Source organism: Frateuria terrea, assembly GCF_900115705.1.
Taxonomy (GTDB): Bacteria; Pseudomonadota; Gammaproteobacteria; order Xanthomonadales; family Rhodanobacteraceae; genus Frateuria_A; species Frateuria_A terrea.
On sequence record NZ_FOXL01000005.1, the window covers coordinates 293,754 to 311,707 of the forward strand.

The following is a 17,954-nucleotide window of genomic DNA, read 5'->3' on the forward strand; positions in this document are numbered from 1 at the left end:
TGGAAAAAATCCATGCCACACACGCTGAAAGAACTGCTTGCCAACAATCGCCGCTGGGCTGCCAACGTCACCGCTGCCGACCCGCATTTCTTCGAGCAGTTGTCACAGCAGCAGGCCCCGAAGTACCTGTGGATCGGCTGCTCCGACTCGCGCGTGCCAGCCACCCAGATCGTCGACCTGCCGCCAGGCGAGATCTTCGTCCATCGCAACGTGGCCAACGTGGTGGTGCACACCGACCTCAACGCGCTGAGCACCATCCAGTTCGCGGTGGACGTGCTCAAGGTCGAGCACATCCTGGTCGTGGGCCACTACGGCTGCGGCGGCGTCGGCGCGGTGCTGCGCAGGGACAGGCTCGGCCTGATCGACAACTGGCTGCGCCACGTCAAGGACGTGGCCTTCAAGCACGCCGACGCGTTGCAAGCGGACGTACCCTTCGCGGCGCGCCACGACCGCCTGTGCGAGCTCAACGCCATCGAGCAGGCGCTCAACGTGTGCGGCACCAGCATCGTGCAGGACGCCTGGGAGCGTGGCCAGAAGCTGGCCGTGCACTCGTGGATCTACGGTCTTACCGACGGCCACATGCACGACCTGGGACTGGTGGTTACCGGTCGCGAGGACATGGGTGAGGCGTACCGGCGGGCGCTCGAGGGCATGGCCGAGCGTTGGCGGGCAAAGGCGTGAACGGGGCTATCCGCACCGACACCGCGCCCGCCCCGGTTGGCGCCTACCCGCATGCGCGCCGCGTGGGCAACCTGCTCTTTCTCTCCGGCGTGGGGCCACGTGAGCCGGGCACTGGCAAGGTGCCGGGCAACGTCCACGACCACGACGGCAGCCTGGCCGCCTACGACATCGAGGCGCAATGCCGGCAGGTGTTCGCCAATGTCCGCTCGGTGCTGGAGGCCAGCGGCGCGCGCTGGGAAGACCTGATCGACGTGACCGTGTACCTCACCGACATGGCGCGCGATTTTCCGGTCTACAACAAGCTCTACGCGGAACATTTCGCCGGCGTGGATGCCTGCCGCACGACGGTGGGCATCAGCGCGCTGCCGACACCCATCGCGATCGAGCTCAAGTGCGTCGCGGCGCTGCCGGGCGAACGCTGATACCCCGAAAACAAAGGTCCCGCCGGTTCGGCCGGCGGGACCAACGAACCGCCGGCGGCTTACTTGCCGGAAGCCGACTTCTCGGCCGACTTCTTCATCGCCTTGTGGGCGTGATGGTGGTGCGTCATCGTTTTCTTGGGTGCCATGGTGGCGGCCTGCTCGGTCTTGGTCGCCGCCGCCTTCGGCGCAGCGGCCTGCGCCTTCGGGGCAGCGGTCTGGGCCATCACAACACCGGAAAGAGCCACGCCTGCCACGAGCAGGGAAGCGATCGCGAGCTTACGCATGATGAGGACCTCGGAACTGGAAGGCCGCGGACCCGGCCGGAACCCGGCATCGCGGGCGGCGCGGCAACGGCACGATGCGGCGGCTGCCGGATACGGCAACTGAATATCCTGCGCCCGTCGCGCATGGCGCAGGCGTGCGCCCCTTGACTTGCGACGCGCGGCTCCTGCGCCGAAGGAACTTGCGTCAGGCCACGCAGGCGCCCAGCAGCGGCGCGATTGCCTGGCGCAGTACCGCGGCCTTCGCTTCGTCCCACTCGAAGCTGTCCTCGTCCATGTAATTGCACTGGGTCATTTCCAGCTGAACCGCGTCGACGCCTTCGTCTGGACGCCCATATTGCCGCGTGATGTAGCCACCCTTGAAACGGCCATTCACCACGAAATCGAAGCGGTCCTGCCCGTCCAGCAACGCCTCCAGGCGCTGCTGCAGCGCGGGCGAGCAACTGGCGCCATCGGCCGTGCCGAGGTTGAGATCGGGCAGGCGCCCGTCGAACAACATCGGCACGCGGCTGCGGATCGAATGCCCCTCCCAAAGCACCACGCGACCGTGCAGGCCGCGCAGCCTCGCAAGTTCCTGCTGGAGCGCGGTGTGATAGGGCCGCCAAAATTCGTTCACGCGCCGTTGAACTTCGGCCGCGTCCGGCTCGCTCTCCCGGTACAGCGGCTCGCCATCGAAGCCAATGGTCGAGACCAGCCCGGTTTCCCGCCGGCCGGGGTACAACGCGTGGCCGTCAGCGGGCCGGTTGAGGTCCACCACATAGCGCGAGGCCACCGGATGCAGCAGGCTGGCGCCGAGCGCCTGCGCCAGCGGTGCGTACAGGCGGGCGACGTGCCAGTCGGTATCGCGCGAGCGGCGCGCCGCCGGGTGCATGCGTGCGGCAATGTCCTCGGGAATGTGGCTGCCGTCGTGCGGCAGGCTGATCAGCAGGGGCGCGTTGCCCTGGTCGAGGCGGAAGATCTCCATCAGTCCAGTGTAACGCCGCGCGCGCGGCGCTCAGTGCATCAGCAGCATCTCTTCCGATGAGGTCGGATGAATCGCCACCGCGCTGCGAAGTTCCCGCCGGGTGAGGCCCTGGCGCATCGCCAGCGCGAAACCCTGCAGCATCTCGTCCACGCCGGGGCCCAGCACATGCATGCCGAGCACGCGCTCGTCGTCGCCGGTGCACACCAGCTTCATCACCGTCGGTACCCGGTGCCCGGCCACGGCAAACTGCAGGGGCACGAACTGCTTGGTGTAGACGCGCACCGCGTCGCCATGCCGCGCCCGCGCCTCGCGCTCGGTCAGGCCGATCTTGCCCAGAGGCGGCTCGGCGAAGACAACCGTGGGGATCGCCCGGTAGTCGAACTGCGACTCTGGCTGGCCACCGAGCAGGCGCTCGACCAGCGCGTATCCGGCCGAGACCGCCACCGGCGTCAACGCCGGGCAGGCAGTGACGTCGCCGATGGCGCTAATGCCAGGGACCGACGTGTTCTGATGCGCATCGACCTGGATGAAGCCGCGCGCATCGCACGCCACGCCGATGCCGCCGAGGCCCAGCTCGTCGCTGTTGGGCACGCGACCGACCGCCCACAGCACCGAATGGTACGGGCCATGCGCGGCGCCGCGGGCATCGTCCAGCAACAGCGCGCCGGGTTCGCCGCGGGCGCCGGTCACGTTGCTCTCGGCGGTGATGCGGATGCCCTGCGCACGCATCTGCGCGGCCAGCGCCTGAACCAGCTCTCCGTCGAAACCGTCCAGCAACTGCTTGCGGATCAGCAGTTCCACCTCGCAGCCCAGCGCGCGCAGCAGGCAGGCGAACTCGACGGCGACATAGCCACCGCCGACGATGCCGATCGAGCGCGGCAATGCGCTCAGCGAAAACACGTCGTCGGAGACCATGCCGAGCTCGAAGCCGGGCAGCGGCAGGCGCCGTGGCCGCGCTCCGGTGGCGATGACCACCTGCGGCGCGCGGTACTGCATGTCGCCGGCCAGCACGGTATCGCGCGCCACCAGTCGTCCTGCCGCTCCGATCCATGCCACGTCCACCTCGCCCAGCCGCTGCGCGTAGCGCTCGCGGATGCCTTCGATGTAGCGATCGCGCAGGCCGCGGAAACGGTCCCAGTCCAACCGGCCCGGGGTGAGCTCGAAGCCGTAGTCCCCCGCCAGCGCCTGGGCCTGCGCCAGTTGCGCGGCGAACCACAGCGCCTTCTTCGGCACGCAGCCGAGGTTCACGCAGGTGCCGCCCGGCGGCCCCGGATCGAGCAGCCCCACCCTGGCGCCATAGCGCGCCGCGCGCTGCGCCACCGTCAGCCCGCCGGAACCGGCGCCCAGCACGATCAGGTCGAATTCGCGAGCCATGCAACCTCCGTGGTGTGCGCGTCCAGCATGCATGTCGTGCCGGTGATGGGCGTGAACAGCCGCGTCCGCATCGGTCCAGTGCCGCCAACCGCAGGCGCCGACCGGCCTGGGACGTCCTCAGCGTCGACCAAACCGGCGTCCGCGAGGAGAGCCGGAGGCGCACCGCTGGATGAGCAACACGAACGTGATGCCGCTGCCGGCCAACGAGCGCGGCATCGACTACGTCCGCGACCGCCTGATCCACGGCAAGGCCGCCATCGCCCGGGCTGGGTCGCGCTGGACGGCCGGCGCAGGCCGTTGCCGATCAGCCGCGACCTTTGCGCCAGGACGTCCCCTGCCTGGTGGAGGCCCATTACGCCGACGAACCGGACGATGCGGTCGCGGCCGACCGCTACGTCTTCCTCGAGAACGGCCCCGGGAACACCCCCTGGCTGCGTCCCGGCCGCTATCGCCTGCGCAGCCTGGATATCGCCGGCAAGATCCTCGTCGAACGACCGGCGCAGGTGGATCCGGCACATTGAAAGCTGCGGTCCGGCCTCACAAGCTTGACGCAAACCATTGATTGGCTAAGCTCGGCCAAAAACACTGCCGAGGTTGCCATGCCAGCGTCCGGACGCCTTCCCGCCATGCGCCCGCGCCTCGTCCTGCTCGGGGCGATGGCGCTGCTGCTGGCCGCCTGCGCCGGCAGCCCGCACCGGCGCGAGCCCACCTTCAAGGCTTCACACTCGGCCCTCGCCGACCTGCCGGCAAGGGCACCCTCGGCGGCCAGCGCAGGCACCGCCAACGACGTGCTGTTCCGCGCCATCGGGCTGGTCGGCACGCCCTACCATTGGGGCGGCAACACCCCCGAGGGCGGCTTCGATTGCAGCGGGCTGGTGGATTACATCTACCGCAACGCCGCGGACATCCTGTTGCCGCACAGCTCGCGCGCGATGGCCGATGTGGACGGCCGCAAGGTGCGACGCATGACCGACCTGGCCAGCGGCGACCTGGTGTTCTTCGACATCGGTGGCGACATCAGCCACGTGGGTGTGTACGTGGGCAAGGGCCGTTTCGTGCATGCACCCAACAGCGGCGGCACGGTGCGACTTGACGATATCGACGGGCCGTACTGGCGGGACCACTTCGCGTTCGGGAAGCGGTTGCTGGATTGAAGGTGGGCCGGCGGGCCTCCCCTTCGCCGCTTCTCACTGGAGCAGGGAAAGCAGGCTGAGGCCAGGTCGCCCCCTCATCCCGACCTTCTCCCCCGCGGGGAGAAAGGGCAAAGAAAACGGCGCCCGAGGGCGCCGTTTGTCATTACGTCTTGAAGCGCACCTTGGCGCGCTTCAGTGCGCTTCCTGGCCCGGCGGATGCGCGTGACCGTGCTTGATCTCGTCCTCGGTGGCATCGCGCACATCCTCGATCGCGACGTCGAAGTGCAGCGTCTTGCCGGCCATGGGATGGTTGAGGTCGACGTCGATGGTGCTCATGCCGACCTTGTGCACGGTCACCGCGCGGTGGCCGCCTTCCTTCAACGACAGCACCGTGGCCATGCCTGGCCTGAGCTTGTTCGCCTGCTGGAAATACTTCTTCGGCACGCGCTGGATGCGGCCGTCTTCGCGCTCGCCGTAGCCCTCGGCAGGCGCCACGTCCACCGCGAGCGTCTCGCCCGCCTCGTGGCCTTCCAGCGCGTTCTCCAGGCCCTGGATCAGCTGGCCATGGCCGAGCAGGATCCACAGCGGCTCGCCGTTGTCGCGCGAACTTTCCACCTTGTCGCCATCCACCGTGAGCGTGTAGTGGAACGCGATGACCTTGTCCTTGCCTGCCTTCATTGTCTTTCTCATGGGATGCAAAGCCCGGGATTCTATCAGCCCCGCCCGCTCAGTCCGGCATGCCACCGAAGCCCACCCCGCGCGCCTCCGGCCCCAGCCAGGCGAGCAACGCCAGTACCAGCGCCACCACCCCGATCCACACCGACATGGCGAAGGCGTAGTCGCCACCATGCGCCCTGGCGATCCACGCCTGTGCGGTGGCGGTAACCGCCGCCAGCAGGTTGCCGGTCTGGTAGGCGAAGCCCGGCAGCGTGCCGCGCACGTGGCCGGGCGAGAGCTCGTTCAGATGGGAGGGCACCACGCCCCAGGCACCCTGCACCATCACCTGGATCAGGAACGCACCCACCCCGTAGAGCACCAGCGTGCCGCCGTACATCCACAACGGAATGACCGGGATGGCCAGCAGCGCGGCGATCACGATTGCCCGCCGCCTGCCGATCCGCTCCGACAGCGCGCCGAAGAGCAGCCCGCCGACCAGTGCGCCGATGTTGAGCAGCGCCACCAGCACGAACGCCGCGGCCGAGCCGGTGGGCAGGTGCAGGTCGACCTCCTCGAACGTGTGATAGAGATCCTGCGAGCCATGGCTGAACATGTTGAACGCAGTCATCAGCAGCATCAGGTACAACGCCAGCTTCCAGTGGCCGCGCATCGCTTCGCGCAACCCCTGCCGCGGCGCCTGGCGCTGCTGCTGCCACACCGGCGATTCGGGCACCTTGCGGCGGATGTAGAGCACCAGCAGCGCGGGCGCCGTACCGACCACGAACAGCCCACGCCAGCCGATGTGGTCGATCAGCAACCAGTTCGCCAGCGCACCGAGAAAAAAGCCGCAGGGGTAACCACTCTGCAGCAGGCCCGAAACGATGCCGCGCGCCTTCGGCGGGATCGCCTCCATCGCCAGCGAGGCGCCGATGCCCCACTCGCCGCCCATCGCGATGCCGAACAGGAAGCGCAGCACCAGCAGCATCGTCAGCGAGGTGGAGAACGCGGTGGCCAGCTCGAACACCGAAAACAGCACCACGTCCAGCATCAGGATCGGCCGCCGCCCGTAGCGGTCGGCCAGCCGCCCGAATAGAAGCGCCCCGAACGGACGCGCCGCCAGCGTGAGCAGCAAAGCCAGCGTCACATCCGTCTTCTCGACGCCGAACTCATTGGCCACGCCGACGATGACGAACGTCAGCAGAAAATAGTCGAACGCGTCCAGCGTCCAGCCCAGGAAGCTGGCCAACACCGTGTGGCGCTGGCCGTGGTCCAGCTCACGCAACGTGGACAGAACACTCATGCTGCCGCTCCCAGCATCGACCAGGTCAGCAGGCTAGCACGCGGCCCTATTGGAGCCGCAGTGAGAACTGGAGCACGCGCAAGGCACTCGAGGTGTCGGGCGTGCCAATGCGCTGTGATGGACGGCACGCCATGTCCAACTCCGGCCGCTGCGGCATCGAACACGCGACGAACGATTACGACCACGCGCAGCGACGTGGTAACAGCCTTCAACGCGGCAGGCGTGGCCGTCCATAGTCCGACCCGCACGGCCGCACACGAGCCCGGCCCCGGCTCGTTCGTTGCGGAACGCGCCGGGTGGCTGCATGCATGCCTTGCACATCCGGGCCGCGGACCCCGGCCTATACTGGCTGCCCGTCCCTGGAGCACGGCCATGTACCGATCGTCACTTCGACGCACGACGCAGGCCTCCGCCTTCGCGGGGACAGCACCTTGACGGTGCGGCCGCGCTATCGCCTCGATCGCTCGATGCGCGCCACGCTTTCGGCCCGCTTCAGCGGTTTCAACCAGCGCCAGTACGTGCGCGGCAAGCTGGCCGGCGACCCGGTCTACGGCGGGGTGGCGCGGCTGCTGCAGGAGTCGCCCCCTTTCCCGCTGCTCGACGTGGGCTGTGGCATCGGGCTGCTCGGCCACTACCTGCACGGTTGCGGCGTGCTGCGCGGCTACGTCGGCATCGACCACGACGAGCGCAAGATCGCCACCGGGCGGGCCGCGGCTGCGGCCATCGGCGATGCGCTGGACCTGCGCTGCGCGGACGTCGCAGACCTGCCGGATTTCCGCGGCCACGTATGCCTGCTCGACGTGTTGCACTACCTGTCGGCAGCACGCCAGTCGCCCCTGCTCGAACAACTGGCCGGCCACGTGGCACCAGGCGCGCAGCTGATGATCCGCAACGTGCTGCGCGCCAGGCACTGGCGTTTCCATGCCACGGTGCTCGAGGAGCACGTGTTGCACGCCACCGGCTGGATGCGCGTGGGCGCGGACCACTATCCGACCGCGCAGGAGGTCACCGCACCGCTCGAGCGCGCCGGATTGACCACGACGCTCACGCCGCTGTGGGGCCGCACCCCGTTCAACAGCTACCTGGTCGTGGCGCGGCGCCCCGCCTGAGCAGCCACTCTTGCGGTTGCGCCGGGAGGCTATTGCAGCCGTAGCCCGCTCGCGAGGCAAACCCGGCAGGTTGCCAGCGCTTGCGCTATACTGCCTGGACGGCTCCGAAGCCGTTGCGGTGTTCAGCCGCCCCTTTCCCCATATCGCAACGCGGTTCTGAAGAACGCTCCGGGTTGCACAGGAGTGTTTTCATGTCTTTCGAATCGCTGGGCCTTGCGCCCGCGTTGTTGCGCGCGCTTGCCGAACAGGGCTACACGCAGCCCACCCCGATCCAGGCCGGCGCCATCCCGCTGGTACTGGAGGGCCACGACCTGCTGGCCGCCGCGCAGACCGGCACCGGCAAGACCGCCGCCTTCGCGCTGCCGCTGCTGCAGCACCTGTCCACCGCCGGCGCCACGCAGACCCGCCGCCCGCGCGCTCTGGTGCTGACCCCGACGCGCGAACTGGCCGCCCAGGTGCATGACAACCTGCGCGACTACGGCAAGCACCTGCCCGTTTCCAGCACCACCATTTTCGGCGGCGTGGGCATGGGCCCGCAGATGCAGGCGCTGCGCCGCGGCGTCGACGTGGTGATTGCCACCCCCGGTCGCCTGATCGACCACATGCAGCAGCGTTCGATCGACCTCTCCGGCGTCGAGGTGCTGGTGCTGGACGAGGCCGACCGCATGCTCGACATGGGCTTCCTGCCCGCGATCAGGCGCATCCTCCAGGCGTTGCCCAAGCAGCGCCAGACGCTGCTGTTCTCGGCCACCTTCGCCGAGCCGATCAAGGCGCTGGCGATGCAGTTCATGCGCTCGCCGCGCGAGGTCTCGGTGACCCCACCCAACACGGTCGCACCGCTGGTCACCCACCACGTGCATCCGGTCGACGCGTCGCGCAAGCGCGACCTGCTGCTGCACGTGCTTTCGCAGGACAGCCGGCGCCAGAGCCTGGTGTTCAGCCGCACCAAGCACGGCGCCGACAAGCTGGTGAAGTTCCTGGAAGTGTCAGGCATGCGCGCCGCGGCGATCCATGGCAACAAGAGCCAGAATGCGCGCACCAAGGCGTTGGGCGACTTCAAGAGCGGCCGCATCACCGTGTTGGTCGCCACCGACATCGCCGCCCGCGGCATCGACATCGACCAGTTGCCGATGGTGATCAACCACGACCTGCCGATGGTCGCCGAGGATTACGTGCATCGCATCGGCCGCACCGGCCGTGCCGGTGCCGAGGGCATGGCCGTGTCGCTGGTCAGCCACGACGAGTCCGGCCTGCTGCGCGATATCCGCAAGCTGCTCAAGCAGGAGATCGCGATCAGCGACGTGCCCGGCTTCGAGCCTTCCGCCCCGCTGCGCCTGGATGCCGGCGCGCCGCGCCCGGCGCAGGGCCAGCGCCAGCCGCGCCCGGCGCGCAACGGCCACGTTGGCCACGGCAGCAACCATGGACAGGGCCGCGCACCGGCCAACGCCGGTCGCAACAACCGCCAGCGACGCCGTCCCGCCGGAGCAAGCCGGCCGGAAACCCGCGGCTGATCCCAGGCGCCCGGCGGCGGGCGCCGTGCTTCCATCGGCCCTGCGCACCTTCCCCGGAACGGGGAAGGCCCGGTGAGGGATACGTGGCATGGGTTGCTTGCCGGATGCCTTCGCCGTTACGCGAAAGGGATCCGGCAGGCGGGTGAAGGCAGCCCGGCGAGCGGTTACAAGCCCAACGCCTTCGCGTGATGCCGCAGGTGGTCGTCGACGAAGGTGGCGATGAACCAGTAGCTGTGGTCGTACCCGGGTTGCCGGCGCAACACGAGCGCCTGTCCGGCTTCCGCACACGCGCGCTCGAACAACTCCGGGCGCAACTGCTCCTGCAGGAACCGGTCGGCCTCGCCCTGATCGACCAGGATCGTGCCCGGGAAGGTCTGCCGTCGCACCAGCGCACAGGCGTCGTACCCGGCCCATGCCTTGCGGTCGTCACCCAGGTAGCGCGCGAACGCTTTCTCGCCCCACGGCACCTGCGAGGGCGCCACGATGGGGGCGAACGCGGACACCGAGCGATAGCGTTGCGGGTAGGCCAGCGCCAGCGTCAGTGCGCCGTGGCCCCCCATCGAGTGGCCACACACGCCCGCGCGCTCGACGTCCACCGGGAAATGCGCTGCCAGCAGCGCCGGCAGTTCCTCCGCCACGTAGCTGCGCATGCGAAAGCGCGCCGACCACGGCGCTTGCGTTGCATCGAGGTAGAAGCCCGCGCCTTCGCCGAACTCCCAGTCGCCGGTGGCGCCATCGAAGCCGGTGTCGCGCGGACTGGTGTCGGGCATGACCAATGCGAGCCCCAGTTCGGCGGCCAGCCGCTGTGCGCCGGCCTTGATCGTCGCGGTCTCCTCGGTGCAGGTCAGGCCGGCCAGGAAGTACAGCAGCGGGCACGGCTGCCGGGCGGCCTGCGGAGGCAGGTAGAGCGCGAAGCGCATGGGCCCGCCGCAGGCACGCGAGTCGTGCCCGTAGAAGCCCTGCACGCCGCCATGGCAGCGTTGCTCGGAGATCGTCTCGATGGTCGCCATGCGCCGCTCCCTTGCAGCAAACACACGATCATAACCACGGCCTGCCCACGCACCGTGTACTTCGCGCCGACGGCCCACCGGCCAGCCTGTTAGAATGCTGCGCCCGCGCGGCGCACGCCTTCGCTCGCCGCTGCCCTTATTCCGAGGTTCCCATGTCATCCCCCGCTCCAGGTCCCACGCCGGCCGACCACGTCCCGGCGCCGGCGAGTTTTGCCTCGCTCGCGCTGCGTCCGGAAGTCCAGCAAGCACTTTCCGACGTCGGCTACGAATCGCCCTCGCCGATCCAGGCCGCGACCATCCCGTCTCTGCTCGAGGGCCGCGACGTGCTCGGCCAGGCGCAGACCGGCACCGGCAAGACCGCCGCCTTCGCGCTGCCGATCCTCTCGCGCATCGAGGCCAAGCCCGGCAAGCCGCAGGCGCTGGTGCTGGCGCCCACGCGCGAGCTGGCCATCCAGGTGGCCGAGGCGTTTCAGCGCTACGCCGCGCACATCCCCGGCTTCCAGGTACTGCCGATCTACGGCGGGCAGAGCTACGGCCCGCAGCTGCACGCATTACGCCGCGGCGTGCATGTCGTGGTCGGTACGCCCGGCCGCGTGATCGACCATATGGACAAGCAGACGCTCGATCTGTCCGAGCTCAAGTACCTGGTGCTCGACGAAGCCGACGAGATGCTGCGCATGGGCTTCATCGACGACGTCGAGAAGGTGCTCGAAGCGACACCGCCGACCCGCCAGGTCGCGCTGTTCTCGGCCACCATGCCGGCGCCGATCCGCAAGATCGCGCAGCGCCACCTGAAGGATCCGGTCGAGGTCACCATCAAGGCCAAGACCACCACCGCGGCCAACATCCGCCAGCGCTACTGGTTCGTCAGCGGCATGCACAAGCTCGATGCGCTGACCCGCATCCTGGAGGCCGAGCCGTTCGACGCGATGATCATCTTCGCGCGCACCAAGCAGGCCACCGAGGAGCTCGCCGAGAAGCTCACCGCGCGTGGCCTCGCTGCCGCCGCGATCAACGGCGACATCGCCCAGCCGCAACGCGAGCGGGTGATCCAGCAGCTGAAGGACGGCAAGCTGGACATCCTGGTCGCCACCGACGTGGCCGCGCGCGGCCTGGACGTCGAGCGCATCAGCCACGTCTTCAACTACGACATCCCCTACGACACCGAAAGCTACGTCCATCGCATCGGCCGCACCGGCCGCGCGGGACGCAGCGGCGAGGCGATCCTGTTCGTCACGCCGCGCGAGAAGGGCATGCTGCGCGCGATCGAGCGGGCCACGCGCCAGCCGATCGAGGAGATGAAGCTGCCCACGGTCGAGGCGGTCAACGACGTGCGCATCGCGCGGTTCAAGCAGCGCATCAGCGACACGCTCGCACAGGGCGACCTGGGCCAGTTCCAGCAGCTCATCGAACAATACGAGCAGGAGCACAACGTGCCGGCGATCGAGATCGCCGCGGCGCTGGCGCGCCTCGCCCAGGGCGACCGGCCGCTGCTGCTGACGCCGCCGCCGAAGCGCGAATACGAGCGGCGCGAGCCCGCGCCACGCGAGCATGCCGTGCGAGAGCCGCGCGAGCGCGATGGCGAGCGCCGTCCGCCGCACGAGCGCAAGGCGCGCGAAGACGCACCGCGCAGCTTCGAAAGCCGCCCGCCGCGCCCGCACAACGCGCCGGAGCCGGGCAAGCGCACCTACCGCATCGAGGTCGGTCACGAGCATGGCGTCAAGCCGGGCAACATCGTCGGTGCGATCGCCAACGAAGCCGGCCTGGAAAGCCAGTTCATCGGCCGCGTCAGCATTCGCGGCGACTACAGCCTGATCGACCTGCCCGAAGGCATGCCCTCGGAGGTGTTCGACCACCTCAAGAAGGTCTGGGTGAGCCAGCAGCAGTTGCGCATCAGCGAGTGGGACGGCAGCGAGGAACCGGCCGGCGCGGCGCCGCCGCGGCGGCCGCGGCCGGGCGGGTTCAAGCCCCGCCAGGGTGGCAAGTCGCCGCGCCGGAAGTAGATCGGCGCTTTCGCCCGCCCGGGGTTGCCGCCTGGCGAGCCCTTCGACTCCTCTCGCGCTGTTGGAAGGGGCTTGTCTACCAAGCCTCCCTCGACCCCGTTCGCGCTGAGCGCAGCTTGCTCAGCGAAGCCGAAGCGCCGCCGGGTGCCCCAACTAGCCCAGGCGCTCCTGCAGATAGGCCAGTACCTGCTCAGCCAACTGCTCCGCGCGCTGCCCCTCGGTATTGAGGTGCAGCTCCGGCGCAGCCGGCCGCTCGTATGGCGAGTCGATACCGGTGAAATTGCTGATCCGCCCCGCCCGCGCCTTGGCGTAAAGCCCCTTCGGGTCGCGCTCCTCGCAGTCGGCCAGCGGCGTGTCCACGAACACCTCGACGAACTCGCCCTCGGCAAAGCGCCTGCGCGCGAAGTCGCGCTCGCCCGCGAACGGCGAGATCACGCAGACCAGCACCACCAGTCCGGCGTCGACCATCAGGTGTGCCACTTCGGCTACGCGGCGCACGTTCTCCACGCGCGACTCGGCGGTGAAGCCCAGGTCCACGTTGAGGCCGTGGCGCAGGTTGTCGCCGTCCAGCAGGTAGGTGTGGAAGCCCTGCGCGGCCAGTTTGCGCTCGACCAGGTTGGCGATGGTCGACTTGCCCGCGCCGGAAAGGCCGGTGAACCACAGGCACAGCGGCTGCTGGCCCTTGGCCAGCGCGCGCGTGGACTTGTCCACGTCGGTGTGTTGCCAGTGGATGTTGTTCGCCCGCTGCAGCGCGAAGTCGAGCATGCCGCAGGCGACCGTGGCGTTGCTCTGGCGGTCGACCAGGATGAAGCCGCCCAGCTCGCGGTTGTCGGCATAGCTCTCGAAGGCCAGCGGCCGGTCCAGGTCGATGTTGCAGTAGCCGACCTCGTTGAGCTCCAGCCGCCGCGCCGCCAGCGGCGCCTGCGTGTTGACGTCGACCTTGTGCTTGATCGCGGTGATCCGCGCGTTGACCGTGGCCGTACCCAGGCGCAACAGGTAGCTGCGGTTTGGCAGCAGCGGCGCATCGCCGAACCAGACCAGATGGCAGCCGAACTGGTCGGCCACCGGTGCCGGTTGCGCAGCGGCAGCGATCACGTCGCCACGGCTGATGTCGAGCTCGCGGTCCAGGCACAGCGTGACGGCCTGGCCACTGAACGCTTCCGCCAGATCGAACGACGACCCGACGATCCGCTCGACCCGCGCGTGTTGCCCACCCGGCTGTACCAGCACCTCCTCGCCCACCGCCACGCGCCCGCCGCAAACCGTGCCGGCGTAACCGCGGAAATGCTGGTCCGGGCGGTTCACCCACTGCACCGGCAGGCGGAAGTGTTGCGGAGGCGCCACTTCGGCATCCATGGATTCCAGCAATTCGACCAGGCTGGGACCCTGGTACCAGGGCATGCGCGTGGAGCGCAGGCCGACGTTGTCGCCCTCCGGCGCCACCACCGGCAGCGCATCGACCGACTCGATGCCCATGGTGGCCGCCATAGCGCGGTACGGTTCGACGATGGACGCATAGACGTCCGCATCCAGCCCGACCAGATCCATCTTGTTCACCGCCAGGATGATGCGGCGGATGCCCAGCAGCGCACAGATGTACGTGTGCCGGCGCGTCTGCGGCAGCAAGCCCTTGCGCGCGTCGACCAGCACGACCGCCAGGTCTACCTGCGAGGCGCCGGTGGCCATGTTGCGGGTGTACTGCTCGTGCCCGGGACAGTCGCCGACGATGAAGCTGCGCCGCGCGGTGTGGAAATAGCGCCAGGCCACGTCGATGGTGATGCCCTGCTCGCGCTCGGCGTCCAGCCCGTCGGTGACCAGCGCGAAATCCAGCGCCGCGCCGCCACGCTTGGTGCTGTCGCGACGCAAGGCTTCGAGCTGGTCGTCGGCAAGCATGCCGGCGTCGTACAGCAGTCGGCCGAGCAGCGTGCTCTTGCCGTCGTCCACGCTGCCGCAGGTGATGAAGCGAAGCAGAGCGGCGGCCATCAGAAGTAGCCCTCCTGCTTCTTTTTCTCCATCGAGCTCGCCCCGTCGTGGTCGATGATGCGGCCCTGGCGTTCGGAGCTGCGCGAGGCGCGCATCTCCTCGATGATCGCGTCCAGCGAGCTGGCGTCCGACTCGATCGCACCGGTCAGCGGGTAGCAACCGAGCGTGCGGAAGCGCACGCGGCGCTGCTCGATGCGCTCGCCCTCGCGCAGCACGAAGCGCTCGTCGTCGACCATGATGAGCGCACCGTCGCGCTCGACCACCGGCCGCTCCCTCGCGAAATACAACGGCACCACCTCGATCCGCTCGCGGCGGATGTATTCCCACACGTCCAGCTCCGTCCAGTTGGACAGCGGGAACACGCGCACGCTTTCGCCGGTGCGGAGCTGTGTGTTCCAGGTACGCCACAGTTCCGGCCGCTGCTGCTTGGGGTCCCAGCGGTGCTGCGCGCTGCGAAAGGAGAAGATGCGTTCCTTGGCGCGCGACTTTTCCTCGTCGCGGCGGGCGCCGCCGATGGCCGCGTCGAACTGGTACTGGTCCAGCGCCTGCTTCAGCGCCTGGGTCTTCATCACGTCGGTATGCACCGCCGCGCCGTGGGTCAAGGGCGAGATGCCCTGGCGCACGCCGTCCTGGTTGACGTGCACCAGCATGCGGACGTCGCCATGATCGGCCACGCGGTCGCGGAAGGCGATCATCTCGCGGAACTTCCAGGTGGTATCCACGTGGAGCAGGGGCAGCGGCGGCGGCGCCGGGCGGCAGGCCTTGCGCAGCAGGTGCAGCAGCACGGTGGAGTCCTTGCCGATGGAGTAGAGCATCACCGGGCGACGGAAACAGGCAAACACTTCACGCAGGACCTGGATGCCTTCCGCTTCCAGATCGTCGAGATGGGACAGGCGTTGCATCGGGACGGGCTTGGATTCCGGGCCACGCGGCGCGGGCGAAGCGCACACGCTAGCAGACTTGCGCCAGCCTGCGTGACCTGCCCCGGCGGCCAACTGCGGAGAAGCCTTACCATTGCCGTCCCACCGGCGAGATCATCCATGCCCGCATCCTGGCCGCGGCCCGAGCATCCGACCGACCTGCCCACGCGTGCCGCCGGCCTCGCGCAGGCGCAACTGCGCGAGCTCGAGGCGGCCGCCCGGTTGATCCGCGAGGGCGCGCTGGCGCCGGCGCAGCAGGCGCTCGGTGCCCTGCTTGTCCAGGCGCCGGAACATCCCGAAGTACTGCGCCTGCTGGGCATCCTGCACACCCGTGGGCGGCAGTACGACGCCGCGCGCACCGCGCTGGGCCAGGCGCTGCAGCATTGGCCGGACGATCCGCTCGCACTCACCGACATGGGCAATGCCGAACAGGCGGCGGGCGATGTGGAGACGGCGCTGGCGTACTGGCGCCGCGCCTGCGCGCTGGCGCCGGACTATCCGATGGGCTGGTCCAACCTCGGCCGCAACCTGCAGGTGCTCGGCTTCACCGAACCCGCGGTGGAGGCGCTCGAACACGCCTGCACGCTGGGGCCGTCGCTGCTGCCCGCGCATGTGCTGCTCGGCGATGCGCTGGTGCATCTGGGCCGCTTCGACGAGGCCGACCGCCGCTACCGCGCCGCACTCGCGCTGCATCCGGCCTGTGGCGATGCCTGGCGCGGCCTGGCCAACATGAAGACGCGGCCGCTTTCGGCGGAGGATCGCGCGCAGCTAGTCGCCTTGCTCAAACGCACCGACGTCGCCGAGCCCGACCGCATCGCCCTGGGCTTCGCGCTGGGCAAGGCCAGCGAGGACCAGGGCTGTTATGAGGAAGCCTTCGCCGCGATCAGCGACGCCAACGCGCGCCAGCGCCGGCTGGCGCCATGGCACGCCGGTGGCTTCCATGCCTTCGTCGAATCGGTGCTCGCCGCCGGCGCCAAGCTGCCGGCATCCCCGCACGCCGCGCTGGGCGAGGAGGCGATTTTCATCGTCGGCCTGCCGCGCTCCGGTTCCACCCTGTTCGAGCAGATCCTCGCCGCGCACCCGCAGGTCGAAGGCGCCAGCGAACTGCCGGACCTGGGCGAGGTGCTGGTGGAGGAATCGGCCCGCCGCGGCCAGCCGTTCCCCCGGTGGGTGCCCACCACCGGCGCCGAGGACTGGCAGCGCCTGGGCCGGCGCTACCTCGAACGTACCGCGCGCTGGCGCCGGCAGCGCCCGCGCTTCACCGACAAGCTGCCGGAGAACTGGCTCTACAGCGGCGTGCTCGGCGCGATGCTGCCCGGCGCGCGCATCGTCGACGTGCGGCGCGATGTACTGGAGGCCGGCTGGTCGTGCTTCAAGCAGCAGTTCTACCGGCTGCCGCATTTCGCCTGCACGCTGACCGACATCGCCGCCTACCTGCGTGACTACGAAGCGGCGATGGATCGCTGGCAGGCTGCCGCGCCCGGACGCATCCGCACGCAGCCTTACGAGGCGCTGCTGGCCGATCCCGAAGCCGAGATCCGCGCCCTGCTCGCGTTCTGCGGCCTGCCCTTCGACCCCGCCTGCCTGGACTTCCACCGCGCCATGCGGGCGATCCGCACGCCCAGCGCCGCGCAGGTACGCCAGCCGCTCAGCCGCGGCACGGCGCGGGCCGAACATTACGGACGCCTGCTCGATCCGTTGCGGCTGGGCCTCGGGCGGCCCCTGGCTCCGCGGTAGGCCAGCTCCCACCGGAACAGGGATGGCTTTGTGCCGCGGCGCCCATACTTTCCGAAGGAGCACTACGCCAGCAGGGCCACCGGCATGCCTACCCTTCCCAGCCTCTACATCTCCCACGGCTCCCCGATGACCGCGCTGCAGCCGGGCGCCGTGCGCGAGCGCCTGGCCGAACTGTCCGCCGACCTGCCGCGGCCGCAGGCCATCCTCATCGCCACCGCACACTGGCTCAGCGCGCAGCCGCGGGTGGGCGGCGCCGCGCAACCGGACACCGTGCACGACTTCTTCGGCTTCCCCGCCGCGCTTTACGACATCCGCTACCCCGCGCCCGGCGCGCCGGCGCTGGCCGACCGCGCATTGCAACTGCTGGTCGGCGCGGGCCTGCAGGCCACACTCGATCCCCGCCAGGGGCTCGACCACGGCGCCTGGGTACCCCTGCGCCTGCTCTATCCGGACGCCGACATCCCGGTGGTACCGCTCTCGATCCAGCCCGAGCGCGATCCGGCCCATCACCTGGCGGTCGGCCGCGCGCTGGCGCCGCTGCGGGACGAAGGCGTGCTGGTGATCGGCTCGGGCAGCATCACCCACAACCTGGGCGACCTGCGCATGGGTTACGGCGCGGAACGCGAGGCGCCGTACGTGCGTCCGTTCATCGCCTGGGTGGAAGAACGCCTGGGCGCCGGCGATGTCGATGCGCTGCTCGATTACCGCCGCCAGGCGCCGTTCGCCCAGCGCGCGCATCCGACCGATGAACACCTGCTGCCGCTGTTCGTGGCGCTCGGCGCCGCCGGCACGCAGCCGGCGGCGCAGCGCATCGATGCCGGCATCGACCACGGCATCCTGGCGATGGACATCTACCGCTTCGGTTGAGC

The 17,954-nt window shown here is 69.4% G+C and carries 17 protein-coding genes; 9 read left to right on the plus strand and 8 right to left on the minus strand.

The genetic code is table 11. The features are described from left to right. Positions 1 to 12: 12 nt before the first annotated feature. Both can and BMZ38_RS10470 read left to right on the plus strand, forming a co-directional pair. Entirely contained in the window at positions 13 to 681 is a 669-nt protein-coding gene (gene can / locus BMZ38_RS10465) for a carbonate dehydratase (protein ID WP_091337124.1), read from the plus strand. After that, positions 678 to 1,103: a RidA family protein gene (locus BMZ38_RS10470; RefSeq protein WP_091337483.1), complete on the plus strand. Its 426-nt coding sequence runs from the start codon at positions 678 to 680 to the stop codon at positions 1,101 to 1,103. Before can ends, BMZ38_RS10470 begins: the two co-directional genes overlap by 4 nt. Positions 1,104 to 1,162: 59 nt before the next feature. Here the strand turns inward: BMZ38_RS10470 and BMZ38_RS17585 are convergent, their stop codons facing one another. The 3 genes from BMZ38_RS17585 to gorA form a co-directional block, all read right to left on the minus strand. Then, entirely contained in the window at positions 1,163 to 1,387 is a 225-nt protein-coding gene (locus BMZ38_RS17585; RefSeq protein WP_139202451.1) for a hypothetical protein, read from the minus strand. A gap of 184 nt (positions 1,388 to 1,571) precedes the next feature. Next, positions 1,572 to 2,348 carry an N-formylglutamate deformylase gene (hutG, locus tag BMZ38_RS10475; RefSeq protein WP_091337126.1) on the minus strand — a complete coding sequence of 259 codons (777 nt, stop codon included), beginning with the start codon at positions 2,346 to 2,348 and terminating at the stop codon, positions 1,572 to 1,574. Positions 2,349 to 2,378: 30 nt separating this feature from the next. Next, positions 2,379 to 3,722: a glutathione-disulfide reductase gene (gene gorA, locus BMZ38_RS10480; RefSeq protein WP_091337128.1), complete on the minus strand. Its 1,344-nt coding sequence runs from the start codon at positions 3,720 to 3,722 to the stop codon at positions 2,379 to 2,381. Positions 3,723 to 4,039: 317 nt separating this feature from the next. Between gorA and BMZ38_RS10485 the strand changes: the two genes are divergently transcribed. Next, positions 4,040 to 4,243 carry a hypothetical protein gene (locus tag BMZ38_RS10485; RefSeq protein WP_091462123.1) on the plus strand — a complete coding sequence of 68 codons (204 nt, stop codon included), beginning with the start codon at positions 4,040 to 4,042 and terminating at the stop codon, positions 4,241 to 4,243. Between the two features lie 105 nt (positions 4,244 to 4,348). After that, on the plus strand, positions 4,349 to 4,876 hold the full coding sequence (locus tag BMZ38_RS10490) for a C40 family peptidase (protein WP_245747305.1): 528 nt from the start codon (positions 4,349 to 4,351) through the stop codon (positions 4,874 to 4,876). A gap of 171 nt (positions 4,877 to 5,047) precedes the next feature. Here BMZ38_RS10490 and BMZ38_RS10495 read toward each other — a convergent pair whose 3' ends face one another. Together BMZ38_RS10495 and BMZ38_RS10500 are read right to left on the minus strand one after the other, a co-directional pair. Beyond that, positions 5,048 to 5,533, minus strand: coding sequence for an FKBP-type peptidyl-prolyl cis-trans isomerase (locus BMZ38_RS10495; protein WP_091337134.1), 486 nt, complete (start codon positions 5,531 to 5,533; stop codon positions 5,048 to 5,050). Between the two features lie 49 nt (positions 5,534 to 5,582). Beyond that, positions 5,583 to 6,812, minus strand: a complete 1,230-nt coding sequence (locus BMZ38_RS10500; protein WP_091337137.1) for an MFS transporter — start codon at positions 6,810 to 6,812, stop codon at positions 5,583 to 5,585. Between the two features lie 467 nt (positions 6,813 to 7,279). Here BMZ38_RS10500 and BMZ38_RS10505 point away from each other — a divergent pair, with 467 nt between their 5' ends. Continuing rightward, positions 7,280 to 7,921: a class I SAM-dependent methyltransferase gene (locus BMZ38_RS10505; RefSeq protein WP_091337139.1), complete on the plus strand. Its 642-nt coding sequence runs from the start codon at positions 7,280 to 7,282 to the stop codon at positions 7,919 to 7,921. A 191-nt stretch (positions 7,922 to 8,112) separates the two neighbouring features. After that, entirely contained in the window at positions 8,113 to 9,432 is a 1,320-nt protein-coding gene (locus tag BMZ38_RS10510; protein WP_091337141.1) for a DEAD/DEAH box helicase, read from the plus strand. Positions 9,433 to 9,596: 164 nt separating this feature from the next. On the opposite strand, the gene fghA is transcribed toward BMZ38_RS10510, so the two are convergent. Beyond that, positions 9,597 to 10,442 carry an S-formylglutathione hydrolase gene (gene fghA, locus BMZ38_RS10515; protein WP_091337143.1) on the minus strand — a complete coding sequence of 282 codons (846 nt, stop codon included), beginning with the start codon at positions 10,440 to 10,442 and terminating at the stop codon, positions 9,597 to 9,599. Positions 10,443 to 10,594: 152 nt separating this feature from the next. Here fghA and BMZ38_RS10520 point away from each other — a divergent pair, with 152 nt between their 5' ends. After that, a complete protein-coding gene (locus tag BMZ38_RS10520; protein ID WP_091337145.1) occupies positions 10,595 to 12,445 on the plus strand; it encodes a DEAD/DEAH box helicase in 1,851 nt (616 codons plus the stop codon). 153 nt (positions 12,446 to 12,598) lie between these two features. Here the strand turns inward: BMZ38_RS10520 and cysC are convergent, their stop codons facing one another. Both cysC and cysD read right to left on the minus strand, forming a co-directional pair. Further along, positions 12,599 to 14,428: an adenylyl-sulfate kinase gene (gene cysC, locus BMZ38_RS10525; protein WP_091337147.1), complete on the minus strand. Its 1,830-nt coding sequence runs from the start codon at positions 14,426 to 14,428 to the stop codon at positions 12,599 to 12,601. Then, complete coding sequence (gene cysD / locus BMZ38_RS10530) at positions 14,428 to 15,330, minus strand: sulfate adenylyltransferase subunit CysD (RefSeq protein WP_091337149.1); 903 nt, start codon at positions 15,328 to 15,330, stop codon at positions 14,428 to 14,430. Before cysD ends, cysC begins: the two co-directional genes overlap by 1 nt. A gap of 138 nt (positions 15,331 to 15,468) precedes the next feature. Here cysD and BMZ38_RS10535 point away from each other — a divergent pair, with 138 nt between their 5' ends. Continuing rightward, on the plus strand, positions 15,469 to 17,085 hold the full coding sequence (locus BMZ38_RS10535; RefSeq protein WP_091337151.1) for a tetratricopeptide repeat-containing sulfotransferase family protein: 1,617 nt from the start codon (positions 15,469 to 15,471) through the stop codon (positions 17,083 to 17,085). A gap of 84 nt (positions 17,086 to 17,169) precedes the next feature. Continuing rightward, positions 17,170 to 17,952, plus strand: coding sequence for a dioxygenase family protein (locus BMZ38_RS10540; protein ID WP_091337153.1), 783 nt, complete (start codon positions 17,170 to 17,172; stop codon positions 17,950 to 17,952). Positions 17,953 to 17,954: the final 2 nt, after the last annotated feature.